Genomic DNA, 22,875 nt, shown 5'->3' with positions numbered 1-22,875 from the left:
GTACGGGCCAGCGCGATGCGCTGACCCGGCATCGGCTCGAGCCGGAAGGAATACCGCAGATACACGCGAGCAACCTAACGGCCGCCACTGACAACGCCGATCCGCCCGGCGGGCGAACCGGCTCTCCCTGCCCTGCTCCGCAGGAGCCTCGTTTCTCCCCCGCGAGCGGGACGTACCCCCACCCCGGCCTGAAGGCCGGGGCATCCACGAAGGAGACCTGATGAAGCTCGACAGGCCGGTGCCCAACGGACCCTGCTGGACGGAGCTCGGGACCGACGACCTCGAGGGCGCCAAGGGCTTCTACGCCGATCTGTTCGGCTGGCGTCCGGAGACGGACCCGCGTCCGGAGGCGGGCGGGTACACCGTCGCGCACCTCGGGGACGCGGCCGTCGCGGCGATCACCCCGATCTACCAGGAGTCGCAGCCCGTCGCCTGGAACGTGTCGTTCGCGGTCACCGACGTGGACGCCACCGCGGCGGCGGTCCAGGCCGCGGGCGGTGTCCTCGCCCTCGCCCCGATGGACGTGCTGGACGTCGGCCGCTTCTCGGTCGCCTTCGACCCGGGCGGCGCGGTCTTCCAGATGTGGCAGGCGCGGGCCTTCCCCGGCGCGGGTCTGTTCAACGCGCCCGGCTCGCTCGGCTGGGTGGAGCTGCTGACCAGGGCGCCGGACCGGGTCACCGAGTTCTACACGACGGTGTTCGGCTGGACCGTGACACCCTCGCCGCACTACCCCCAGTGGGGCGTCGACGGCGCGGACTTCGGCGGCATGGTCACGATGGACGAGAACTTCGCGCACGAGGTCCCCTCGCACTGGCTGCCGTACTTCGCCGTCGACGACGTCGACGCCACGGCGAACGCGGTGCTGATGGCGGACGGCCACCTGCTGATGGAGCCCGTCTCGCAGCCGCACGGCCGCCGTCTGGCCGTCGCCCGGGACCGCCAGGGCGCGGCTTTCGGCATCTACTCGGAGAGCGGGATGCACAAGGCCTGACGGGGCAGACCGGGCCTAGGAAGCCGCGGCCGTCGGCCGGGGTCGGCCGCGGTGTCCTCGGCCCGGTCTGCCCCACACCCTTCGCCGGGGCCGGTGACGCCGTCCGGTCCGCCGGACGCCCTCGGCCGCGCCGAGCGGCCGGCCCCGGTGACTCGCGCGGCCCACCGTCGCCTCAGGCGCGGGGCAGTCGCAGGCGGCCCTCGAGCTGTCCGAGCAACTCGCCCAGCAGCTCGGCCAGTTCGCGCTGGCGTTCGCGGTCGACGCCGGACAGGACGCCGGTCTCGTAGGCCAGCTGATCGGGCAGGACGGCGTCGACCAGGTCGCGTCCGGCGTCCGTGAGCCGGACGTGCGCGACCCGGCGGTCCCGGGTGTCCCCGCGCCGCTCGACCAGCCCGCGTTCGGTCAGCTGCTTGAGCCGCTTGGTGACGGCGGCCCCCGAGGAGAAGGTCTCGCGGGCGATCTCGCTCGGGGTCAGCTCGTGCCCCGTGCGGCGCAGCGTCCCGAGCACGTCGAACTCGGGGCGGGTCAGCCCGGCCCGGCGCAGCGGCGCGTCCTCGGCCTGCTGGAGCAGCGCGGCGCAGCGGTTGACCCGGCCGATGACCTCCATGGGCCCGGTGTCGAGGTCGGGCCGCACGGTCTCCCATTGCCGCACGACGGCCGCCACCGTGTCGCCGGGCACCGCGGCGGGCTCCGTGGGATCGTCGTCCGCGGTTCTTCGCCCGTCCGGTGTCGTCATACCTGTGCGCCCTCCCAGCGGTGCAGTCCCTGGCGTCGTACCGTCGCCGCGAGCGTACGGTGTCCGGTCCGTTCCGCCCGCATCACCCGCTCCTCGGGCAGGGCGCGCCGCCACCACTCGCCGGCGGCGGCGTCCGCGGCGGAGCGCAGGTGCACGACGGCGGCCGACAGTCCGCGGCGGGCCGATTCCAGGGCGCCGGGCTCGGGCCGCTCCTCGGCGAGCAGCGCGGCGGCGTGCTCCTGGGCCCGGTCCACCGCAGTGAGCGCCGCTTCGATGCGGTCACCCGCCCGGCGGTTGGTCACGGCGACGGCCGCGACGAAGCCCACGACGGCGCCCACCAGCGTATCCAGCACCCGGTCGGTCATCAGCTCCCCGGGCCGCTGGGCGTGCGCGAACTCGGTGATCAGCAGGGCCATGGGGGTGACGCAGACGCTGCCGAGCCAGTAGTTGCGGCCGATGAGGGCCTCGGCACCGAAGTTCAGGGCGAGGCAGCACAGGACGAGTGCCGCCGGTCCGGCGTGGGCGAGCGGGACGAGGACGGCGAAGGCGGCCACGCCGAGGAGGTTGCCGGTGACGCGCTGGACACCCCGGCTCCAGGTGAGGGTGACGTTGGCCTGGTAGAGGGAGGCGGCGGTGACCAGGGCCCAGTAGGGGCGGCCGACGCCGAGCGCGAGCGAGACGTATCCGGCGAGGGCGCAGCCGAGCGCGGTGCGCAGGGCGATGGGGGCGAGCGGGCGGAGGCGGGCGAGCAGGGGCGGCTCCCCGAAGGCGAGCGCGGCCTCGACGCCGAGGAGTTCGTCCGCGGCGTCCCCGAGGCCGTCGGGGTGCGGGACGGGCCCGGTGCCGGCGAGTGCGCGGGCCCAGCCGCGCAGCCGCTCGGGGTCGGTGCCGGCGGGTGCGGCGAGCGCGACCTCGGCCCGTACGACGAGCCGTTCGAGGGCGCGCCGGGGCGCGGAGCGGGCTCCGGTGGAGAGCAGCGACTGCCAGGCGGTGTGCACGGCGGCGGCCGCGGCGGCCCGGGCGCGGGCGTCCTCCGGTGCGGCGACGGCCGCCGCGGCGGCGTTCAGCGCGTGCGCGGTGGCGCGCCGCTCCGGACCGTGCGGGCGCAGGAGCCCGGGGGCCATGCCGACGGTCCAGGCCCAGGCTCCGGCCGCCGCGGCCAGGGCGAGGTGGCCCGGCACCGCGCCGAGGCTCTGGGGGGCGAACAGGGACGCCGAGGAGATGAACGCGAGGACCACATGGCCGGGCGGTCCGATGCGGGTGGCGTCGCACAGGGTCTTCTGCGCGGCGGCCAGCAGCGCGCCGACGGTGACCAGGACGGCGGCGTTCGTGGTGAGCGAGGCCGTGACGAGCGCGACGCCGAGTCCGCCGAGCATGCCGGCCACCACCCAGGCGAGGGCCCGGGCCCGGGCGGCGTAGGGGCGGTGGTGGGCGTAGAGGGCGCAGAGCGACCCGGCCATCGTGTACATCGCGAGGTCCAGCCGGCCCAGCGCCAGCAGGGTCAGGTTCGGCGGGGCGACCGCGACGACGACGCTCAGCGCGGGCTTGAACCAGATGTCGGAGGGCCCTCCGAGGCGCAGGACGCCGGCCAGCGGAAGCCGGCGCGCGGACGGGGGGACGGTGGGAGTGGCACTGCTCATCCCATAACCTTAGCAGGTGTTTTACCTGTAAATTAATTGCCGTGCGGGGCTCCCACCTGCGGTGCACCCCCGCACGCTCCCCCGTGTACACCCCTGCGCTCGTATGCGCACCGGCCGCCCGGGGCATGCCCAGACCGACTGTCCGATGTCCGGTCACCGCCGCCCGGCACGATCCGCCCGGCTCGGCGTGCCCCGGCTCGCGTCCGACATCGTCGAGCGGGGAGGTACGCGGTGCACGGACCGGCATCACCGGGCTGGCTGCTCGTCGCGCTGTGCGTGGCGACCGGGGCCTACTGCCTGCTGCGGATGCGCAGCCCGGTCGAGGAGCAGCGCCGCACCGCGGGGGGCGAGGCGCTCATGGGGTTCGGCATGGCCGCGATGGCCGTGCCGGCGGCCGTGGTGACCCCGCCGCGCTGGGCCTGGCTCGTCTGCACGGCCGTCTTCGGCGCCGCCGCGCTGCGCGCGCTGTGGACCGCCCGCGGCAGCCGGCACCACCTGCACCATCTGATGGGCACCGTCGCGATGGCGTACATGGCGGCGGCGATGACCGCGGCCCCGGCGCACCACGCGCACGGCGGCACCGGGGTACCCGCCCTCACCGGAGCGCTCCTGCTGTACTTCACCGGCTACGTGCTCCGCTCGGGCGTCCGTCTTCTCCCTTCGGCCGTCGCGGGGGGCGCGGCGGTGCGCGCGGTCGGGCCCGCCGGGCCGGTGCGTGCCGTCGGGCCGGTGCGTGCCGTCGGCTGGGGCGACCGCCCCGAACTCTCCCAGGCATGCCGTCTGTCGATGGGGATCGCGATGCTGGCCATGCTGGTCACGCTCTGAGCCCGATCGCCCTCCGCCTGCCGGCGGGCGGAGAGCCCTCCCGGGGAAACCCGTCCCGGGCATCCGGTCACGGTCCGAAGTCAGTGGCTCCCGAGGGGAGTCCGGCCCCGGGGAAAACCGTGGCGTGCGTCACTTGGGGTCGCCGACCGTATCCAGCGGCGGGCCCCGCTCATAGGCTTCGGCCATGATGGTCCCCGCGGCACTGTTGCTGCTCGGCGCCCTTGCCTCCGTGGTCGCTCCGCGACTGCTCGCACGGGCTGACTGGCCGGACCGGGAACCCGTGGTCGCCCTGTGGGTGTGGCAATGCGTGGTGGCGGCCGTCCTGTTGTGCTGCGTCCTGTCGATGACGCTGAGCGCGTCCGCCGCCTGGGCGGCCGTGCGCGGGCACGTCTTCGGCGGCGCTCCGGCGTCGGTCGTGGACGCCTACGCACCGGGTGCGGGCGCTCCCTGGGCCGCGGCCACCGCCGTGCTGCTCGCCTGCGGCGGCGCCTGGACCGCGGCGATGCTCGTCCGCGAGATCGTACGGGCGCGGGTCCGCCGCCGGCAGAGCCGCTCCGAACTCCTGGTGCGCGCACCGCTGTTGCCCGGCGAAGAGGCCGACTCCGATCGTCTCGTGGTCCTGGAGGGTGAACGCCCCGACGCCTGGTGGCTGCCCGGCACCGCTCCCCAACTGGTCATCACGACGGCCGCGTTGCGTCGCCTCAAGGGGCGTCAGCTGGACGCGGTGCTCGCCCATGAGCAGGGGCACGCGCGGGCCCGGCACGACTGGCTGCTGCACTGTTCGGCCGCGCTGGCCAACGGGTTTCCGCAGGTGCCGGTGTTCGCCGCGTTCCGTGACGAGATGCACCGGCTGGTCGAACTCGCCGCCGACGACGTGGCGTCGCGCCGCTTCGGCCGGCTCACGATCGCGCTCGCCCTGGTCGAACTCAACGAGGACCGGGGGGTGTTCGGACCCGGCCAGGCGCCGGACGCGCACGTGCCCCGGCGCGTCGACCGCCTCCTCACTCCCCGGGACCGGCTCACCACGGCCCGGAGGATGCGGCTGACGGCGGCGGCCGCCCTCGTACCGGTGGTACCGGTCCTCGTGGCCTTCGTACCGGGGCTGCGGGCACTCGGTTAGCACCGGGGCGTCGGCCCGCCCTGAGCCCCCGAGCGGGTGCGGCCGGCCGGGGGCTCCTTGACCGGCGGATCGTCCGGCGCGAAGGATCTCCCGTATGACGTTCAAGGGTGTGCTCTTCGACTTCTCCGGGACCCTCTTCCGCGTCGAGGACACGGAATCATGGCTGCGCGCGGTCCTCGCGGAGACCGGACACACGCTCCCGGAGCAGGAGCTGGCCGAGAAGGCGCGGGCTCTGGAGGCGGTGGGAGCGCTTGCGGGCGGGGCCCGGCCGGTGGTCCCGGTGCCGGACCGGCTCCGCGCCGTCTGGGAGGCGCGCGACCGGGGCACCGAGGAACACCGTGCGGCGTTCACCGGGGTCTCCCGGCAGGTGCCGCTTCCGGATCCCGCTCTGTACGACGCGCTCTACGACCGCCACATGCTGCCCGCCGCCTGGACGCCCTATCCGGACGCGGCCGAGGTGCTCGGGGCGCTGCGCGCGCGGGGTCTCGCCGTCGGGGTGGTCAGCAACATCGGATGGGACCTGCGGCCGGTCTTCCGCGAACACGGGCTCGACGCCCATGTCGGGGCGTACGTCCTGTCGTACGAGCACGGGGTCCAGAAGCCGGATCCGCGGCTCTTCGCGACGGCCTGCGCCGAACTCGGCGTCGCCCCGGAGGACACGCTGATGGTCGGCGACGACCGCGGGGCGGACGGCGGCGCCGCGGCCCTGGGGTGCGCGGTGCGTTTCGTCGACCATCTGCCCGCGGCGGACCGTCCGGACGGACTGCGGCCGGTGCTCGACCTCGTGGACCCACGCGGATGAACCGCTGAACGGCCGTTCGCCCGCCCTTGATCGCCCGCATCGGGGAATCCCGATCACAAAGGGCTGGCGCACGACCCTGGACGAGCCCTCATGGTCAATTCTTGGCCAACAAAGGCCAAATGCCTCGTAATTCGGGATCCATGGCTACGTTGGCGCCCTCGTCACACGCTTCCCCGAGGTTCGCCATGAAGACAGCGTTCTGGATCCTCCTCGCCGCCCTGCTCACCTGCGTCACCGCCACCGCGCTCCACAACACGGTGCACAGCGAAGACCGGGAGACGCTCGTCGGCAACGTGCTGCTGAGTCTGTCGGTCGGCTGGTACATGGTCACCAACTGGTGGCGTGCCTACCTCGCCGCCGCACACCGGCGCCTGCTCCCGGCCGAGTCGGGTGCGACGTGGGACGACCGCCCTTGAGGCCGCCCGAGGACGGCCGTCCCACGCCCGGCGCTCCCCCGGCGCCCGTCGCCGCGCGCCCACCTGAGGCGATCCCCCGCGTCGCCCCAGGTCGGCGGCAGCCCGGAACCGACCCGTGAGGGCCTGGATCCGGACGCGTTGAGTATAGTTGGCTGGCAGCCAGTCAACGCAGGAGTTACAGCATGTCCCCGCGAAGCGCCTCGGTCAATGAAGAGTTGCGGCGGCGTTCCCGGGAACGCCTGCTGCAGGCCGCGGTCGAGCTCGTGAGCGAGCACGGTTACGACGCCACGACGCTCGGGGACATCGCCGACCGCGCGGGATCGGCGCGCGGTCTCGTGTCGTACTACTTCCCCGGCAAGCGCCAGCTCCTCCAGTCCGCCGTGCACCGGCTGATGCACCGCACCCTGGAGGAAGCCCTCGAACGCGAGCCGCGCAGCGAGGACGGCCGGGAGCGCATGGCGCGTGCCATCGACGCGATCCTGGGTCTCACCCAGGACCAGCCGGTGCTGATGCGACAGCACATGGCCGGGCTGCTCCAGGCCGAGGGTTTCGTCCAGTGCCCGGAACAGGTGCGCCTGTCGGAACTGCTCGGGGACACCGTCGCCCGGTACGGATCGCAGCAGGTCACGACCGACTACCCGATGTTGCGCGCCCTGCTCATGGGGGCGGTCTACTCCGCCCTGGTGCCGGGCGTGCCGATGAAGGTGCCGGTGCTGCGCGCCGAGCTCTTCAAGCGCTACCGGCTGGACTGGGACATGGGAGTGCCGCCGGACGCCGACGGGTCGGACGGCCCCCGCGAGACGGACCTGTCCCGCTTCTTCGCGACCGGTCCCGAGCCCGAGGACGATCGCGCGAAGTAGCGCACCGCTCCAGGACGCGCCGAACGCGGCGAACAGCAGAGGCCCAGTTCCGGGCCGCGGGCTGCGGGCTCCGGGCTCCGGGAGCGCGTGCCGCTCCACACCCCGGTCGCGCGCCCGGCCCGCCTCAGCGGCGGGCGTGACGTGGTGTCAGGAATCCCGCGTCACGGGCCCCGGCGATCAGCCGCAGGGACTTGCGCCGGCTGTGACCGGTGGCGTCCATGACGGCGAGCACCGGGTCCACCCCTTCCTTCTGCGCCGCCCGGTACTCCTCCGCCACCAGCAGCCGGCCCTCGGCACCGCGCGGCCAGGCGGGGCGGGCGCGCCGCGCCTGGCTCTCCCGGTCCTGCTCGCGGCCGGCGGAGAGCCGGCTCCCGCACGCCTCGGACAGCGGTTCCTCGATCCACTCGGCGACCACCGCGAGATCGTCCAGCGAGAGCGGCGGCTCGGCCCGTACGTCCTCGATCGACAGGGCCGTCTCGGACAGCACGGCGAGCAGGTCGACCCGGGCCCCGTCGGCGAACGCCAGCCGGACGTCGAACCAGGACATGGCAGCCGAGCCGGACTCCCGAACCTCCCAGGCGGGCCGCACGGACACCTCGGCGTCCGCGCGGCAGCGGTCGGACAGATTAAGGAAAGATGCGTCTAGCACATACGGAACGTAACCGCATGATCACATTCCATACGAACGGACACGCGTACGGAAGGGACGCACCGCACCCTGTCAGCGGAGCACCCGGCGGTGCGATCCTGGAAGCACCAGCGATGTCCTGTCAGCGATCTTCCTGATCCCTCGGGTGAGGAGTTCCGCCGTGCTGCGTGTCGCCGTCGTGGGTTCGGGGCCCAGTGGGGTCTACAGCGCACAGGGTCTCGTCCAGCGGAGCGGCCCTCCCGACGTCCGCGTCGACGTGCTGGACCGGCTGCCCTGCCCCTTCGGGCTGGTGCGCTACGGCGTGGCGCCCGACCACGAGAAGATCAAGTCGCTGCAGAACAACCTGCGGACGGTCCTGGAGGACGAGCGGGTGCGCTTCCTCGGCGGTGTCGAGGTGGGGGCCGGCGGGGTGCCCGTGTCACGGCTGCGGGAGCTGTACCACGCGGTCGTGTACTGCGTCGGCGCCGCCACCGACCGGCGTCTCGGCGTGCCCGGCGAGGACCTGCCCGGCAGCTGGTCGGCGACCGAGTTCGTGTCCTGGTACAGCGCACACCCCGACTCGGCGGCCGAGGGGTTCGTGTCCGGAGTGCGCTCGGCGGTCGTCATCGGTGTCGGGAACGTCGCCGTCGACGTGACACGGGTCCTCGCGCGCACGGCGCCCGAGCTGAGCCCCACCGACATACCGCAGGCGGCGCTCGGAGCGCTGGCGGCCGGCGAGGTCTCCGAGATCAGCATGGTCGGGCGGCGCGGACCGTCGCAGGCCCGCTTCACCACCAAGGAGCTGCGCGAGCTCGGCGCCCTGCCGGGAGCCCGCGTCAGCGTGGACGAGGCGGAGCTGGCCCTCGATCCGGCCTACCTCGATCCGTCGGGCCTTCCGGCCGCCCGGCGCCGCAACGTGGAGGTCCTGCGGGGCTGGGCGTCGGCGGCGCCGCCGGACCGCCCGCGCGTGATCCGGCCGCGCTTCTTCCTGCGGCCGGTCGAACTCCTCGCCGACGGCGGCCGGGTGGGGGCGGTGCGGTTCGAGCGGACGGTGCCGGACGGAGCGGGCGGGGTCACCGGAACCGGCCGGTTCGAGGAGATCGAGGCCCAGCTGGTGCTGCGCTCGGTGGGCTATCGCGGGGTGCCGCTGGACGGGCTGCCGTTCGACGCCGGCCTCGGCACGGTGCCGCAGCGGGCGGGACGGGTCCTGCGCGACGGCGTGGTCTCGCCGGGCGAGTACGTGGCGGGCTGGATCAAGCGGGGCCCGACCGGGGTGATCGGCACCAACCGCCCGTGCGCGAAGGAGACGGTGGCCTCGTTGCTGGAGGACGCCCCCGCGCTCGGACGACGGGAGGCCGCCGAGGATCCGCTCGCGGCCCTGCGGGCCGAGGGGATGCGCCCGGTCGAATGGGCCGGATGGCTGGCGATCGAACGGGCCGAGGCGGAACTGGGGGCGAGACTCGGCCGCCAGGTCGTCAAACTGCCCGGCTGGGACGCGCTGTTGACGGCCGCACGGACGGCGGGGTCCTGACGGTCATGGACTCCGCAGGACGACGAGCCGCTGGGTCGCCCGGGTCATCGCGACATAGCGGTCGACGGCCCCCGCCACGCCGTCCCCGAACTTCTCCGGGTCCACGAGGACGACCAGGTCGAACTCGAGCCCCTTCGCCGACTCCGGCGTCAGCGAACGGATGCGGTCGGTGGCCGGGAACGTGGCATCGCCGATGACGCAGGCGATCCCCTCCGCGTGGTCGAGGAGCCAGGCGTCCAGGACCGCGTCCAGCTCGGCGACCCGGCCGTGGACGACGGGAACGCCGGAAGTACGCACGGAGACGGGCACGTTGGCGTCGGGCAGCGCGGCCCGGATGACGGACTCGGCCTCCGTCATGACCTCTTCCGGCGTCCGGTAGTTGATGGTCAGCGAGGCGACCTCGATCCGGTCGAGCCCGGCCCGCCCGAGCCGTTCCCGCCAGGACTCGGGGAAACCGTGCCGGGCCTGGGCGCGGTCCCCGACGACGGTGAAACTGCGGGACGGGCAGCGCAACAGCAGCATCTGCCATTCGGCGTCGGTGAGTTCCTGGGCCTCGTCGACGACGATGTGCGCGAACGGCCCGGCGAGCGGGTCCGCTTCGGCGGCGGGCAGTCCGCTCTCGTCGACCAGGCTGTCCCGCAGGTCCTGTCCGCGCAGCATCGTCACCGCGCCCTCTCCGTCGTCGTCGGCCGCGAGCACGTCGTCGATGACGGTGGCCATGCGCTCGCGTTGCGCCGCAACGGACGCCTCGTGGCGCCGCCGGCGCCGGGACGCCTCCGGATCGCCGAGCCGTTGGCGGGCCGCGTCCAGAACGGGCAGGTCGGACACCGTCCAGGCGCGCGGGTCCTGACGCTGCAGACGCCGGACGTCCTCGGGGCCGAGCCAAGGGGCGCACAACCGCAGATAGGCGGGCACGGTCCACAGGTCTCCGACCAGGTCGGCCGCGTCGAGCAGCGGCCACGCCCGGTCCAGGGTGCCGACAAGCTCCCGGTCGTGCAGCAGTGACCTGCGCAGCAGTTCGGGCGGGACGTCCTCGTCGTGCCTGTCCGTCAGGATCGCGACGAGGGCCTCCCGGATCCGGTCGCGGGCGTCGTTGTGCGGGATGCCCGGCTCCGCCGCCTCGAAGGCCTCGGCCCAGTCGTCGGCGGTCAGTTGGACCTCGGCCCAGGGGGTCGTGACCGTCGTCCCGTGCGCGGGCGGCTCCTCGTAGAACCGGACGGCCGCCTCGACCGCCCCCACCATGTCCGCCGACGCCTTCAGCCGGGCCACGCCCGGGTCGGGTTCGGCCGTGGCCGCGGCCCCCTCGGGGACGAGGTCGCGCAGGGTGCAGGTCCGTACGCCCTCTTCCCCGAGGCTGGGCAGGACGTCGGCCACGTAGGCCAGATAGGGCTGGTGCGGACCGACGAAGAGCACTCCGCCGCGCCGGTGACCGAGGCGGGGGTCGGAGTACAGGAGGTAGGCGGACCGGTGGAGCGCGACGACCGTCTTGCCCGTACCCGGTCCGCCGTCGACGACGAGCGTGCCCCGGGAGCCCGCCCGGATCACGGCGTCCTGGTCGGCCTGGAGGGTGGCGAGCACATCCCGCATCCGGGCCGAACGGCTCGCGCCCAGGCCCGCGATGAAGGCGGACTGGTCGTCGAGGGCGGCATGCCGCTCGAGCCCGTCGGCGGTGAACACCTCGTCCCAGTAGTCACTGATCCGGCCGTCGGTCCAGCGGTATCTGCGGCGGCTCGCCAGGCCCAGGGGGCGGGCGTGGGTCGCGGCGAAGAAGGGTTCGGCCGCGGGGGAACGCCAGTCGGTCAGCAGTCGGCGGCCCTCGCTGTCGGTGAGGCCGAGGCGCCCGATGTAGACGGGTGCCGAGCCGTCCGCGGGCACGACGTGACCGAGGCACAGGTCGAGTCCGAAGCGTCGCAGCGCGCGCAGCCTGGCGGTGAGCCGGTGGATCTCCAGGTCCCGTTCCAGCACCTCCCGGCCGAGGCCGCCGGGTGCCCTGCGCTCGGCGTCGAGGCGGTCGGACAGTTCGGCGAGCGTGTCGTCCAGGCACCGCGCGACGGCCGCGAAGTGCCGCTCGTCGTCGGCGATCAGTGCCGGCTCCGCCTTGGCGGACAGCGGGCCGGCGAGACGGAACGCACGCGTGGTCAGGGGGCTCATGTCAAGGGCCCCGTTCCGGTGTCGACCGACAAAAGCACACGCACGTCGTGACTCTCCCCATTCCGCAGCTTCCGGCTTCGGCCAGCGATTCTGCGGTACGACGGGGGCCTTGCCGCAAGCCCCCCTGTGCGCTATAAGTTGAGAGTGGCAAGGGAGAGGTTTCCCCTTGCCCTTTCTTTTTTTGCCGGCTCTTTCTGCCGCCGATTTCCGTCGGCTCTGCCAGTCAGCTCTGCCTGTCCGCGCTGTCCGTTCACCCTGTTCGCCCTGCTCGCCCACTCATCGCGGGCGCAAGGGCGTACGGGCGGCCTGTGGCCGACGCGGTCAGGCGCGCTCGGCCTGCCGGTCCGCGGCCGCCAGGATGCGGTCGAGGAGTCCGGGGAAGAGCGCGTCGAGGTCGTCCGAGCGCAGGCCGTTCAGCTTCGCCGTGCCGCGGTAGACCTGACGGACGACCCCGCTCTCCCGGAGCACCCGGAAGTGGTGCGTCGTCGTGGACTTGGTGACCGGCAGGACGAAGTCCGAACAGGAGAGCTCACGGTCCTCGGCGGCGAGCTCGCGGACGATCTGCAGCCGCATCGGGTCCGACAGGGCGTGCAGCACCGACTCCAGCCGGATCTCCGCACGCTCGGGATGCGGCAGATCACGGCCACTGGTGGTGGTGGCGGCGGGCGTCACGGCGGCTCCCCTTCGTCCGGGGGCCTCGGCCTTCGCCCCTCACGTCCGGCATCGTCCGGCGGCTTCACCCGACGCGGTCATTGTACGAGACCCATCGTAGTTTGACACTCGCCGTACTACGAGGTTTATCGTACGAGTCCTGTACCGGTCCCGCCATGAATGGAGTCGGCCGTGAGCGCCCTCTTCGAGCCCTTCGTCCTGCGCGACGTCACCATCCCCAACCGGGTGTGGATGCCTCCGATGTGCCAGTACTCGGCCGCCCCCGAGGGCCCCTCGGCCGGCGCCCCGCACGACTGGCACTTCGCCCACTACGCCGCCCGCGCCACCGGAGGAACGGGCCTGGTCGTCGTCGAGGCGACCGCCGTCTCGCCCGAGGGACGGATCTCGCCGTACGACCTGGGCATCTGGAACGACACCCAGGTCGAGGCCTTCCGCCGCATCACCGGCTTCCTGGCCGCACAGGGGACGGTGCCGGCGGTGCAGCTCGGCCACGGCGGGCGCAAGGCCTCGACCGACCGGCCCTGGAAGGGCGGTGCCCCGGTCGGCCCGGACGCGCACGGCTGGCGCCCGCTCGCCCCGAGCGCGGTCGCGTTCGACGAGGGCCACCCGGTCCCCGACGAGCTGACGGTGGACGGAATCCGGGAGATCGTGGGCCAGTTCAGGGAAGCCGCCCGGCGCGCGCTGGCCGCCGGCTTCGAGATCGTCGAGATCCACGGCGCCCACGGCTACCTGATCAACGAGTTCCTCTCCCCCCACTCCAACCACCGCACCGACGCCTACGGCGGCTCGTACGAGAACCGCACCCGCTTCGCCCTCGAAGTCGTCGACGCCGTACGGGAGGTCTGGCCCGAGGAGAAGCCGCTCTTCTTCCGCGTCTCCGCCACCGACTGGCTGGAGGACGCGGGCTGGAGCGCGGACGACACCGTTCGCTTCGCCGCCGAACTGCACGAGCACGGTGTGGACCTGCTCGACGTCTCCACGGGCGGGAACGCCTCCGGCGTCCGCATCCCCGTCGGCCCCGGCTATCAAGTCCCGTTCGCTGCACGGGTGAAGAGGGAGACCTCCCTGGCCGTCGCCGCCGTCGGTCTCATCACCGACGCGGAGCAGGCCGAGAAGATCGTCGCCAACGGAGAGGCCGACGCGGTGCTGCTGGGAAGGGAGTTGCTGCGCAACCCCTCCTTCGCCCGTCTCGCGGCACGCGAACTCGGCGCCGAGGTGCACGTCCCGGAGCAGTACCACCGGTCCGTCTGAGCACCGGAGGGCAGTAGGGGTGCGGTGGGGCCGGCCTCGGCAGGCCCCACCTCGGCATGGCAGGACCGGGCCCGGCACAGCAGGACCGGGCCCGGCCGAAGTGGATCCCGGCCGGGCCCGGCCCCGTACGGTCAGGCGGCGCTCGGTGCCACCCGCCCGGCCGTCAACTCGACGGCTTCGGCCGCCCCGGCCGCGTCCGCCGTCTCCGCCACTCCCCCGCTCTCCGCCTCGGCGAGCAGCGCCATGAGGGTCGCGCGGGCGCGCGCCACGCGGGAACGGACCGTTCCGACGGGGCAGCCGCTGACGCGGGCCGCCTCCGCGTAGGGCAGGCCCATCATCTGGGTGAGGACGAACGCCTCGCGCCGTTCGACGGGGAGCGCGGCCAGCAGTTCGTGCAGAGCGACACCGTCCTCGAAGCCGGGCAGGCCGAGCGGCTGCGCACGCTCCACCGCGGACTGCCAGTTCTCGGCTCCGGCCGACCGCGGCCGGGCGGCGGCGTGACGCAGGCTGTCGATCACCGCGCGGCGGGCGATGGACAGCAGCCAGGTCCGTGCCGAGGACCGGCCCTCGAACCGGTGCAGGCTGCCCAGCGCCCGCAGGAACGTGTCCTGGGCGAGGTCCTCGGCGGCCTGGGGGTCGGCGGAGTGGTGGGCGACATAGCGCACGACGTCACGGTGCAGCGCGCGGACGAAGCACTCGACGGCGGCCGGGTCGCCGGCGCGGGCGGCCAGTGCCCAGGCGGTCGCCGACGCGTCGGCCGGCAGCGCCCGGCCGTCGCCGTCCTCGTACCGCCTCTCGTGTCCGTGGCGGGGGACGGGCAGGGCAGGAGTGATCACCAGGTGTCCTTCTCGGGTCGACCGTGGTCCGGACCGCGCGAGGCGCGGGAGTCCGGTGGCGGGGTGCGGCCGTACGGAGGTACGACCGATGCCCGAGGCCCTCGGGAGGCGCCTCGGGGAACCGGCTGTCTCAGGCGACAGCGGACCCCACGGGCGGCCCCCGCGAAGTGATCGCGTGGACGAGAAGGAGGAGGCGCGGGGCACGGTCCGAGGTGCGCCGACGCGGCCGGAGCACGGGCCGGTACGGCGGTTCGGGCAGGGCGAGCAGCAGCCGCAGGGGTGCGGCGAGCCGTCCGGCCATCGCCCGCAGGACGCGGAAGACGGCGCGCTCGCCGTGTGCGAGCCACAGGCCGCACAGCAGGGCCGCGAGCGCGTGGGCGGCGAGCATGCCGAGCGATGACAGCGAGCCCGTCCCGGCTCCCCCCGGGAACAGATGTGCCAAGGGGCCGGTCCCCATGGAACCCATGTCCATGGAGCCCATCCCCGACATCCCCCTACCCGTCGACCCCATGTCCATGGAACTCATGTCCATGGAGCCCATGCCCATCGAGCCCGTAGCCGTGGGCGTGAGGGACCGCGCGATCGAGAACACGATGTGGAGGGCGGCCTGCGCGAGGACCACGACGGACACGACGAGCGCGAGCCCGCGCTCACGTCCGGCCAGGCACCAGCCCGCTCCGGCCGTGCCCGCTCCGGCACCCGCCAGCGCCCACCAGGCCACCGGTGAGCCGGACATCATCACGTGTCCGAGCGCCGCGAGCACCACACAGACGGCCGCGAACATCACGGCCCGCAGCACGCGCGTGCACCACCCGGCAGTCATGACGGCCCTCATCCTCGCATCCGGCTTCCGGACGTCGGGGAGGGGTACGGAAACCACCGCCCGGACGGCGGGCGGGACACCCGTGATCCGGATCACGGAGCCCCCGGACACCACCTCGGCATGGAGGCCGTCGCCCGGGGTATCCGCCGGAACGCGGCGGGCGCACCGCCGGACAGGGCCACCCTACGTACTGTAGGGTCCCCGCGGTGAGCGTCGTACATCAGGGAGAGCCCGTGAAGGAACGTGACGCCGGGCGCGCGGCACGCGGACCGGGGTCCGTGCTGGCGCTGCTCGTACCGAGCCTCGGCATCGCCGCACTCGGCGTGTACCACCTGTGCGGGTTCGACCTGCACGCCCTGCACGGACGCCCGCACCTCGGCGACGGACTGACCATGGCCGGGGTGATCACGGCCCTGGTCTTCGCGGGCGCGGCGCTCGGCGACCTCCTGTGGTGGGCCACCACGCGCGAGCGCCCGCTCGGCGACGGCGGGAACCCGTGCCCGGGCGGACACCTCGGGAGTCCCGGCCGCGACCGGGGCACGTCACCGCGCCATTGAGCCCGTACGACTCGGCCCCGCGCGCCGGCTACTGAGACCGCGCGACGCGGCCCCGTACACCGGGCTGGGACGACCTGGACGCGTCGTCCGTATTCTCAACTCCTCCTTACCTCTTCACGGCGTCCCTGTCTGGCCATAACCTCACTCTTCCCTACAAGATGTAGTGTTCCGGCCTCTGTCCCCACCGGTTCTCCCGGCCTCTCCCCAAGGTGATGCTCCACGGTGTCCGTACAACAGTCAGCGCTCATCCCGGAACAACGGAACGCGAGCTCGCGCCGCGGGACCCGGTCCGGAGGAGCCGGTGACGGAATCCGGCCGCGGGCCGCCGCGTTCACGGTCTGGTACCTGCGGCTGCTCGCCGTCCTCAACATCGTCGCCGTGATCTCGCTGCCGTTCCGCGAAGAGGTGCACGAGCACAACGGCGGCGAGTTCTTCACCCCCTATCTGGCCACCGCCGGACTGGTCTCGGCGGCGCTGGCGCTGTTCCTCGCGCTCGTGATGCGGCGGCGCAAACGGGCCGCCTGGATCTTCAACCTGCTGCTCGCCGGACCGCTGCTCGCGCTCTACACGGTGGCACTGACCCAGGACCGCTACCAGCGGCACGTCTTCAACTGGATCTCGGCCCTGCTCACGGCGCTGTTCGTCGTCGCGCTCCTGCTCGGGCGCAAGGAGTTCCAGGCCGTCGGGGACCGCTCGAATCCCCGCCTGGCACTCGCCGTCGGCGCGGGCGGACTGCTCGTCAGCGCCACCCTCGGCACCCTGCTCGTCAGCGCCACCAACCGCGTGTCGGGGACGCCGCTCGGCGACCGGATCGCCTACACCCTGCTGCGCGGGATCAGTGTCGGCCCGCTCGCCGACCGGTTCGACACGGTCGTCGCCCCCCGGTGGGTCGACATCCTTGTCAACGTCCTGATGGCCGCCACCTTCCTGCTGGTGCTGTACGCGTGCTTCCGTTCCCCGCGTGGTCTCGATCTCCTCGGCGAGGAGGACGAGACCCGGCTGCGCGCCCTACTGACCCGGCACGGGGAGCGCGACTCGCTCGGCTACTTCGCGCTGCGCCGCGACAAGTCGGTCATCTGGTCCCCGAGCGGCAAGGCGGCGATCGCGTACGGCGTCCGCGGGGGTGTGACCCTCGCGTCCGGCGACCCCATCGGCGATCCCGAGGCCTGGCCCGGCGCGATCGACGCCTGGCTACGGGAGGCACGGCGGCACGCGTGGACACCCGCGGTGATGGGCGCCAGCGAGGAGGCCGGCACCGTCTACGCCCGGCACGGCATGGACGCCCTGGAACTCGGTGACGAGGCCATAGTGGACCGGTCCGACTTCACCCTTGAGGGGCGCGCCATGCGGGGCGTCCGGCAGGCCCACAAGCGCGTCCGGCGCGCCGGTTACACGGTCCGCGTACAACGGCACGAGGACATCCCCGAGGCCGAGATGGCCGCCCTGACCGACAAGGCGGACCAGTGGCGCGACGGGGAGACCGAACGCGGCTTCTCGATGGCGCTCGGCCGGCTGGGAGACCCCGCCGACGGACGGTGCGTGATGCTGGAGTGCCGTGACGGCGAAGGGGAACCCCGGGCCGTCCTGAGCTTCGTACCCTGGGGCGAGCGCGGGCTCTCCCTGGACCTGATGCGGCGCGACCGGAACTCCGACAACGGGCTCATGGAGTTCATGGTGATCGAGCTGCTGCTGAACGCCGAGGAGTTCGGCGTCGAGCGGGTCTCGCTGAACTTCGCGATGTTCCGGTCGGTCTTCGAGCGCGGCACCCGGCTGGGCGCGGGACCCGTGCTGCGCCTGTGGTGCTCGGTGCTCACGTTCCTCTCGCGCTGGTGGCAGCTCGAATCGCTCTACCGCGCCAACGCCAAGTACCGGCCGGTCTGGGAGCCCCGCTACCTCCTCTTCGAGAAGAGCGCCGACCTCCCCCGCATCGGTATCGCCGCGGCCCGCGCGGAGGGCTTCCTCGCGCCGCCGGCCCTGCCGCGGTTCGCCTCCCGGCGCCCCGGGAACCCGGACCGGCGGGCCCCCGAACCGCCCCTGGCGGCGTCCTCCGCCCAGTCCGGCCGCTCCGCGTCGTCCGCGCCGGGCGAGTAGAGAATCCCGCACGGGCCTCGGCCCCACGGACGCACGGCCGGGTACCCAGCAGGGTGCCCGGCCGGTCCGTTTCGCCGCCCGCCTCCCCGACCCGCCGCCGATTCGGCGGCCCCGCACCCCGTCGAACGTCGGAAAACGGCCGTTCGCTCGGTAATTGGCCGGACCCGCGCCATCGACGGGAGGGTTCACGGGCGTCACTGTCAGTGCCGTGGTGCACACTCACGATCAATGGCCGCTCGCAGGGGGAGGACACGTGTTCAGGGGGATCGACGAGGTCGACTGGGCCTCGATGGAGCATGCCTACGGGAGCGCCGCGGACGTGCCGGAGCTTCTGCGGGGGCTCGCCTCGCCACTCCCCCAGGAGCGGGAGACCGCGCTCGACGGGATGTACGGCGCGGTGCACCACCAGGGCGACGTGTACGACTCGACGCTCGCCTCCATCCCCTTCCTCTTCGCCCTGGCCGAGCACCCGGGACTCCCCGACCGGGGCGGCATCGTGGAACTGCTCGCGAGCATCGGGGACGCCGATGACGCGGACGGCGACGGCGACGGCGACGGCGACGGCGACGGCGACGGCGAGGATGCCTCGGGGGGCGCCCACGCGAGTGGTGGGGACGAGACGGGGGATCGGCCGGACGCGGAGGACTCCGAGGGCTCGGCGGACTCGGCGGACTCGGCGGACTCGGCGGAATCAGGGGACCCGGCGGAGGACAACCACGCGATGGCGCGCGCGGCGGTCCGGGCTCGGGCCGCGGTCTTCCTGGACCTCGTCACGGACGGGGACCCGGAGGTGCGTCGCGCCGCGCCCTCGGCGCTCGTGCGCTTCCACGGCGAACCGGGGCGCGTCCTGACCCTGTTGAGCGAGCGGCTGCGCGACGAACCGGAGGACGGCGTCCGGCTCGCCCTGGTCGAGAGCCTCGGGCTCCTCGGCCGCCTCCACCCGGTCTCCGCGGCCCCGGCGGTGGACCGCCTGGTCGCGCTGTGCGGCCCGCCGCACGACCCGGGACTGCGGCTCGCCGCGCTCGGACAGCTCGCCGCGTCCGCCGCCGACCGGCTGCCCGGCGACCTCGTGGCCACGGTCGTCGCACTGCTGCACACCAGGTCGCAGCGGATTCGGCCGTACCGCGAACCCGTCCGGACGTCGTCCGACACGCTCATCGGCAGTCTGCGCCGCATACGCCCCGCGGACGAGGAGGGCGCCCGGCTCCTGCGCACGCTCCATCAGGCCCTGGGCGCCCGCACCGACGACCGGATCGCCCTGCTCAAGGGCCAGTTGAGCAGCGAAAACTCGGCCGACCGCTGCAATGCCGTCTGGATGTCCGCGGGGTTGTTCCGTGAATGGCGGGCCGCCCACCAGGAGACGGTCGCGCTGATCGGCGAGCAACTCGGCTCGGACGACGAGCGGTTGCGCGCCGCCGCCGTATCCGTCCTGGAGTTCCTGTTCACCCTGGCGGCTCCGGCGGCCGACCGGCTGGCCTCCCTCGTCGCGTCCGGCACGGACCCGCGGGCCCAGGGCGCGACGACGCTGCACCGTCCGCTGCGGGCCCTCGCCCGGTGCGGGGACGCGCGCGCGGTGCCGGCTCTGGCCGAGGTGCTGCGCCGCCCGACCGTGCCGAACGAGACCGGGTACGCGATCGGATATCTGGGGCCGGCCGCGGCGCCGCTGGCCCCGCTGCTGCGAGAGCGGCTGGCCGAGGTGCCGCTGGACTCCCCGGACACCTTCCACCGCGCCGCGCCGCTGCTGTCCGCCCTCGGCTCACTGCGGTACGCGCAGGCCGTCCCCGAGGTGCTGCGCCTGCTGCACGGCACCTCGCGCGAGCCGCAGCTCCGAAACCCCTTGGTTGGGGCTCTGGCCGGGGCGCTCGGCGCGTTCGGGCCGGAGGCGCGTGAGGCCGTTCCGGCCCTGCGGGACCTGTTGGCGGGCGAGAACGCCGTGGCGGCCGCCGAGGCGCTGTGGTCCGTGGACGGAGACGCGGAGGCGGCCCTTCCTGCACTGCTCGCCGCGCTGCCCCCGGAGCCCGAAGGGGGCTGTCACCGGACGGCGGCCGAGGCCCTCGGCCGGATGGGGACGGCCGCCGCCCCCGCACTGCCCCGGCTGCGCCGTCTGGCGCGCTCCGCCGAGACCGGGGCGCGGACGGCCGCCGTCTGTGCCCTGTGGGACATCGCCGGGGATCCGGACCCCGTCCTGCCGGTGTTCCGCGACGCCTGGCGGCGGAACCCGTACACCCGGCGCACCATCGGCGCGTGCCTCGTCCGGATGGGAGGAGCGGGCACCCCCGTCCACGACCTCGTCCGTACGGAACTGGCCTCCTCCCGCCGCCACCGCGCCCGCGCAGGCGGCCACGGCAGCCACGACGTACTCGACGACGAACTGCTCCTGCGGGACTGCCGGGCGGTGTTGGAGGCGGCCTGACGAAGCCCGGGTCCGGTGAGCGGCTGGGTCCTCTCGGGATCCGGTGAGCGGTCGGTGCCGTCGGGATCCGGGGGGCGGCGGGTGCCGTCAGGGTTCGGTCGGCGGCCGGTGCCATCGGGGTCCGTCGGCGGCCGGTTCCGTCAGGGTTCGGTGAGCGGCCGGTGCCATCGAGGTCCGTCGGCGACCGGTTCCGTCAGGGTTCGGTGAGCGGTCGCGGCCGTCAGGGGTCGGTCGGTGGCCGGTGCCATCGGGACCCGTCAGCGGTCGATGCCATCGGGGCCCTGCCGGTGGTCCGTGCCGTCAGGGTTCGGTCGGTTGCCAGTACCGCCAAGGTGCGGTCGGTAGCCGGTGCCGTCGGGGTCCGGTCAGCGGTCGATGCCATCGGGGCCCTGCCGGTGGTCCGTGGCGTCAGGGTTCGGTCGGTTGCCAGTCCCACCGAGGTGCGGTCGGTGACCGGTGCCGTCGGCAGCCGGGCCGGGGTTCGGTCAGGTCGCCGTCCGCCCCCACAGGGGGCCGATCCGCTCCCATTCCTCGTCCCATCGGTGCATGCGCCGCCGTTCCAGGCGGCCGCGGAGAAGTCGGCCGACGGCGAAGGGGACGGCGGCCACGCCGCTGCCCGCGAAGAGGCCGATCAGGGCGGCGCGCAGCCTCGCCACGGCGACGGTGACGGGCCGGGTGACCAGACTCCCCTCGGCGTCGGTCCACACCAGGACCGGCGTGTCCGCGGTGGTGCCCGCCAGGACCCGCACCTGGCCGGAACGGGACGTGCCGTCCGGTGCCGTCCAGCGGACCTTCGTCCACACCGCGCGCCCTGCGGGCTCGCCCGCGCCCGCCTGTGGAGCGTCCTCCATGAGCTGGGCGGAGACGGTGCGCGACTCGGCGCGCTCGCGCGCGAGCGTGTCCTCCACGGCCCCCGCGGTCGCCAGACCCGTGACCGCGCCGCCGAGCACCGTGAACACCCAGGCCGCGAGCATGATCCAGGCCTCCAGGACATCGCTCCGCCGCCGCAGCGGGTTGCGCCGCCACCGCCACAGCAAGACCTCGGGACCACGGAATGCCGCCATCAAGGGCATCCTCCTCACGACCGCACGGACACACCACGTCTCCCTCCTTTACGTGCGCACCCCGTGCGCTGCTCACGCCCCCTCCCCGCCCCCTCCCCGCCGGCTCGTGCGGCGGCGGGAACCGAAGGGCCCTCGGCGCCGGCGGCGAGCGCCCTCGGCAGCCGGGTCCGCATCCCCTCCGCCGTCGACACGACCCGCCCGACCTGCGGAAACGCCGGCCGAAGGGTGACTGTCGGTGCCGGGGTGCAGACTGGCCCGTAGCGCAGACAACGACGTCGCGGAGGTGGCCGGTCATGGCCGACGTACTGCTCACGGTAGGCACCCGCAAGGGTCTCTTCATCGGGCGACGGCGCGGCGGCGCCTGGGAGTTCGACGAGAGTCCGTACTTCAACGCGCAGGCCGTGTACTCGGTCGCCATCGACTCCCGGGGTGAGCGGCCGCGACTGCTGGCCGGCGGGGACAGCGCGCACTGGGGCCCGTCCGTGTTCCACTCCGACGACCTCGGCCACACGTGGACGGAACCCGCGCAGCCCGCGGTCAAGTTCCCCAAGGAGACGGGCGCTTCACTGGAGCGGGTGTGGCAGCTGCACCCGGCGGCCGCCGAAGCGGACGTGGTGTACGCGGGGACGGAACCGGCGGCGCTGTACCGCTCGGAGGACCGGGGCGAGTCCTTCGAGCTCGTGCGCCCGCTGTGGGAACACCCCACCCGCTCGAAGTGGGTCCCCGGAGGCGGCGGCGAGGGGCTGCACACCATCCTCACCGACGAGCGCGACCCGCGGGCGGTGACCGTCGCCGTCTCCACGGCCGGGGTCTTCCGCACCGCCGACGGCGGCGCGAGCTGGGAACCCGCCAACTCCGGTGTCTCGGCGGTGTTCCTTCCGGATCCGAACCCGGAGTTCGGGCAGTGCGTGCACAAGGTCGCGCGTGACGCGGCGAACCCCGACCGGCTCTACCTCCAGAACCACTGGGGGGTGTACCGCAGCGACGACGGGGCCGGACAGTGGACCGACATCGGCGCCGACCTGCCGTCCACGTTCGGTTTCACCGTGGCGGCACATCCCCACCGGGGCGACACCGCGTACGTCTTCCCGATCAACGCCGACGCGGACCGGGTCCCGGCCGACCGGCGCTGCCGTGTCTTCCGTACGGAGGACGCGGGCACCACCTGGGAACCGCTGACGGCGGGGCTGCCCTCGGAGGACCACTACGGCACGGTGCTGCGCGACGCGATGTGCACGGACGACGCGGACCCGGCGGGCGTCTACTTCGGCAATCGCAACGGCGAGGTGTACGCGTCGGCGGACGACGGCGACAGCTGGGAACAGCTCGCGTCCCATCTGCCGGACGTCCTGTGCGTCCGGGCGGCGGTCCTGGCCTGAGGTCGGTCGGGGCCTGAGGTCGGTCTGGGCCTTGGTTCGGGCGGGGCCTTGGCTCGGGCGGGGCCTCGACGGCGGGGCGCCACCGTGGG

General features: G+C 73.8%; 20 protein-coding genes. 12 read left to right on the top strand and 8 right to left on the bottom strand.

Annotated elements, in window-relative coordinates:
• The first annotated feature begins 220 nt into the window (after nucleotides 1–220).
• A complete protein-coding gene (locus IO36_RS06130) occupies nucleotides 221–991 on the top strand; it encodes a VOC family protein (RefSeq protein WP_037616878.1) in 771 nt (256 codons plus the stop codon).
• A 172-nt stretch (nucleotides 992–1,163) separates the two neighbouring features.
• Here IO36_RS06130 and IO36_RS06125 read toward each other — a convergent pair whose 3' ends face one another.
• Together IO36_RS06125 and IO36_RS06120 are read right to left on the bottom strand one after the other, a co-directional pair.
• Nucleotides 1,164–1,727: a MarR family winged helix-turn-helix transcriptional regulator gene (locus IO36_RS06125; protein ID WP_037616876.1), complete on the bottom strand. Its 564-nt coding sequence runs from the start codon at nucleotides 1,725–1,727 to the stop codon at nucleotides 1,164–1,166.
• Nucleotides 1,724–3,367 carry an FUSC family protein gene (locus tag IO36_RS06120; RefSeq protein ID WP_037616874.1) on the bottom strand — a complete coding sequence of 548 codons (1,644 nt, stop codon included), beginning with the start codon at nucleotides 3,365–3,367 and terminating at the stop codon, nucleotides 1,724–1,726. Before IO36_RS06120 ends, IO36_RS06125 begins: the two co-directional genes overlap by 4 nt.
• A 231-nt stretch (nucleotides 3,368–3,598) precedes the next feature.
• Here IO36_RS06120 and IO36_RS06115 point away from each other — a divergent pair, with 231 nt between their 5' ends.
• The 5 genes from IO36_RS06115 (at nucleotide 3,599) to IO36_RS06095 (ending at nucleotide 7,390) form a co-directional block, all read left to right on the top strand.
• Nucleotides 3,599–4,192: a DUF5134 domain-containing protein gene (locus tag IO36_RS06115; RefSeq protein ID WP_037616872.1), complete on the top strand. Its 594-nt coding sequence runs from the start codon at nucleotides 3,599–3,601 to the stop codon at nucleotides 4,190–4,192.
• Nucleotides 4,193–4,376: 184 nt separating this feature from the next.
• Entirely contained in the window at nucleotides 4,377–5,312 is a 936-nt protein-coding gene (locus tag IO36_RS06110) for a M56 family metallopeptidase (RefSeq protein WP_037616869.1), read from the top strand.
• Between the two features lie 94 nt (nucleotides 5,313–5,406).
• Nucleotides 5,407–6,114, top strand: coding sequence for an HAD family hydrolase (locus IO36_RS06105; RefSeq protein ID WP_037616867.1), 708 nt, complete (start codon nucleotides 5,407–5,409; stop codon nucleotides 6,112–6,114).
• Nucleotides 6,115–6,299: 185 nt separating this feature from the next.
• A complete protein-coding gene (locus IO36_RS06100) occupies nucleotides 6,300–6,530 on the top strand; it encodes a hypothetical protein (protein WP_037616865.1) in 231 nt (76 codons plus the stop codon).
• Between the two features lie 182 nt (nucleotides 6,531–6,712).
• Entirely contained in the window at nucleotides 6,713–7,390 is a 678-nt protein-coding gene (locus IO36_RS06095; RefSeq protein ID WP_037616863.1) for a TetR/AcrR family transcriptional regulator, read from the top strand.
• Between the two features lie 124 nt (nucleotides 7,391–7,514).
• On the opposite strand, the gene IO36_RS06090 is transcribed toward IO36_RS06095, so the two are convergent.
• Nucleotides 7,515–7,985 (bottom strand): DUF6214 family protein, encoded by a 471-nt coding sequence (locus IO36_RS06090; protein ID WP_037616860.1) that lies wholly within the window; start codon nucleotides 7,983–7,985, stop codon nucleotides 7,515–7,517.
• A gap of 214 nt (nucleotides 7,986–8,199) precedes the next feature.
• Here IO36_RS06090 and IO36_RS06085 point away from each other — a divergent pair, with 214 nt between their 5' ends.
• Nucleotides 8,200–9,549: an FAD-dependent oxidoreductase gene (locus IO36_RS06085; protein ID WP_037616859.1), complete on the top strand. Its 1,350-nt coding sequence runs from the start codon at nucleotides 8,200–8,202 to the stop codon at nucleotides 9,547–9,549.
• Between the two features lie 3 nt (nucleotides 9,550–9,552).
• On the opposite strand, the gene helR is transcribed toward IO36_RS06085, so the two are convergent.
• Together helR and IO36_RS06075 are read right to left on the bottom strand one after the other, a co-directional pair.
• On the bottom strand, nucleotides 9,553–11,700 hold the full coding sequence (gene helR / locus IO36_RS06080) for an RNA polymerase recycling motor ATPase HelR (RefSeq protein WP_037616857.1): 2,148 nt from the start codon (nucleotides 11,698–11,700) through the stop codon (nucleotides 9,553–9,555).
• A gap of 321 nt (nucleotides 11,701–12,021) precedes the next feature.
• On the bottom strand, nucleotides 12,022–12,372 hold the full coding sequence (locus IO36_RS06075; protein WP_037616855.1) for an ArsR/SmtB family transcription factor: 351 nt from the start codon (nucleotides 12,370–12,372) through the stop codon (nucleotides 12,022–12,024).
• 171 nt (nucleotides 12,373–12,543) lie between these two features.
• Here IO36_RS06075 and IO36_RS06070 point away from each other — a divergent pair, with 171 nt between their 5' ends.
• Nucleotides 12,544–13,623, top strand: a complete 1,080-nt coding sequence (locus tag IO36_RS06070; RefSeq protein WP_037617030.1) for an NADH:flavin oxidoreductase/NADH oxidase — start codon at nucleotides 12,544–12,546, stop codon at nucleotides 13,621–13,623.
• A 131-nt stretch (nucleotides 13,624–13,754) separates the two neighbouring features.
• On the opposite strand, the gene IO36_RS06065 is transcribed toward IO36_RS06070, so the two are convergent.
• Both IO36_RS06065 and IO36_RS06060 read right to left on the bottom strand, forming a co-directional pair.
• Nucleotides 13,755–14,459 (bottom strand): sigma-70 family RNA polymerase sigma factor, encoded by a 705-nt coding sequence (locus IO36_RS06065; protein ID WP_078943015.1) that lies wholly within the window; start codon nucleotides 14,457–14,459, stop codon nucleotides 13,755–13,757.
• A 130-nt stretch (nucleotides 14,460–14,589) separates the two neighbouring features.
• A complete protein-coding gene (locus IO36_RS06060; protein ID WP_037617027.1) occupies nucleotides 14,590–15,282 on the bottom strand; it encodes a hypothetical protein in 693 nt (230 codons plus the stop codon).
• 233 nt (nucleotides 15,283–15,515) lie between these two features.
• Here IO36_RS06060 and IO36_RS06055 point away from each other — a divergent pair, with 233 nt between their 5' ends.
• The 3 genes from IO36_RS06055 to IO36_RS06045 all read left to right on the top strand — a co-directional run bounded on the left by IO36_RS06055 (nucleotide 15,516) and on the right by IO36_RS06045 (nucleotide 20,343).
• Nucleotides 15,516–15,839, top strand: coding sequence for a hypothetical protein (locus IO36_RS06055; protein WP_037616854.1), 324 nt, complete (start codon nucleotides 15,516–15,518; stop codon nucleotides 15,837–15,839).
• A gap of 222 nt (nucleotides 15,840–16,061) precedes the next feature.
• Nucleotides 16,062–17,930, top strand: coding sequence for a phosphatidylglycerol lysyltransferase domain-containing protein (locus tag IO36_RS06050; protein ID WP_051900050.1), 1,869 nt, complete (start codon nucleotides 16,062–16,064; stop codon nucleotides 17,928–17,930).
• 253 nt (nucleotides 17,931–18,183) lie between these two features.
• Nucleotides 18,184–20,343 (top strand): HEAT repeat domain-containing protein, encoded by a 2,160-nt coding sequence (locus IO36_RS06045; protein WP_037616851.1) that lies wholly within the window; start codon nucleotides 18,184–18,186, stop codon nucleotides 20,341–20,343.
• A gap of 485 nt (nucleotides 20,344–20,828) precedes the next feature.
• Here the strand turns inward: IO36_RS06045 and IO36_RS06040 are convergent, their stop codons facing one another.
• Nucleotides 20,829–21,407 carry an Rv1733c family protein gene (locus IO36_RS06040; RefSeq protein WP_037616850.1) on the bottom strand — a complete coding sequence of 193 codons (579 nt, stop codon included), beginning with the start codon at nucleotides 21,405–21,407 and terminating at the stop codon, nucleotides 20,829–20,831.
• 293 nt (nucleotides 21,408–21,700) lie between these two features.
• On the opposite strand from IO36_RS06040, the gene IO36_RS06035 reads away from it, so the two are divergent.
• Nucleotides 21,701–22,786 carry a WD40/YVTN/BNR-like repeat-containing protein gene (locus tag IO36_RS06035; RefSeq protein WP_037616848.1) on the top strand — a complete coding sequence of 362 codons (1,086 nt, stop codon included), beginning with the start codon at nucleotides 21,701–21,703 and terminating at the stop codon, nucleotides 22,784–22,786.
• Nucleotides 22,787–22,875 lie beyond the last annotated feature (89 nt).

The organism is Streptomyces aureus (assembly GCF_000725495.1).
Lineage (GTDB): Bacteria > Actinomycetota > Actinomycetes > Streptomycetales > Streptomycetaceae > Streptomyces > Streptomyces aureus_B.
Note: the sequence above shows the minus strand (reverse complement) of the source record. Positions and strands in the feature narration are given on the sequence as shown.

What these genes read in the sequence shown, in the direction of transcription:
- IO36_RS06130 (WP_037616878.1), top strand. Translation starts at nt 221, where the DNA reads ATGAAGCTCGACAGGCCGGTGCCCAACGGACCCTGCTGGACGGAGCTC.
- IO36_RS06125 (WP_037616876.1), bottom strand. Translation starts at nt 1,727, where the DNA reads ATGACGACACCGGACGGGCGAAGAACCGCGGACGACGATCCCACGGAG.
- IO36_RS06120 (WP_037616874.1), bottom strand. Translation starts at nt 3,367, where the DNA reads ATGAGCAGTGCCACTCCCACCGTCCCCCCGTCCGCGCGCCGGCTTCCG.
- IO36_RS06110 (WP_037616869.1), top strand. Translation starts at nt 4,377, where the DNA reads ATGATGGTCCCCGCGGCACTGTTGCTGCTCGGCGCCCTTGCCTCCGTG.
- IO36_RS06105 (WP_037616867.1), top strand. Translation starts at nt 5,407, where the DNA reads ATGACGTTCAAGGGTGTGCTCTTCGACTTCTCCGGGACCCTCTTCCGC.
- IO36_RS06100 (WP_037616865.1), top strand. Translation starts at nt 6,300, where the DNA reads ATGAAGACAGCGTTCTGGATCCTCCTCGCCGCCCTGCTCACCTGCGTC.
- IO36_RS06095 (WP_037616863.1), top strand. Translation starts at nt 6,713, where the DNA reads ATGTCCCCGCGAAGCGCCTCGGTCAATGAAGAGTTGCGGCGGCGTTCC.
- helR (WP_037616857.1), bottom strand. Translation starts at nt 11,700, where the DNA reads ATGAGCCCCCTGACCACGCGTGCGTTCCGTCTCGCCGGCCCGCTGTCC.
- IO36_RS06060 (WP_037617027.1), bottom strand. Translation starts at nt 15,282, where the DNA reads ATGACTGCCGGGTGGTGCACGCGCGTGCTGCGGGCCGTGATGTTCGCG.
- IO36_RS06040 (WP_037616850.1), bottom strand. Translation starts at nt 21,407, where the DNA reads ATGGCGGCATTCCGTGGTCCCGAGGTCTTGCTGTGGCGGTGGCGGCGC.
- IO36_RS06035 (WP_037616848.1), top strand. Translation starts at nt 21,701, where the DNA reads ATGGCCGACGTACTGCTCACGGTAGGCACCCGCAAGGGTCTCTTCATC.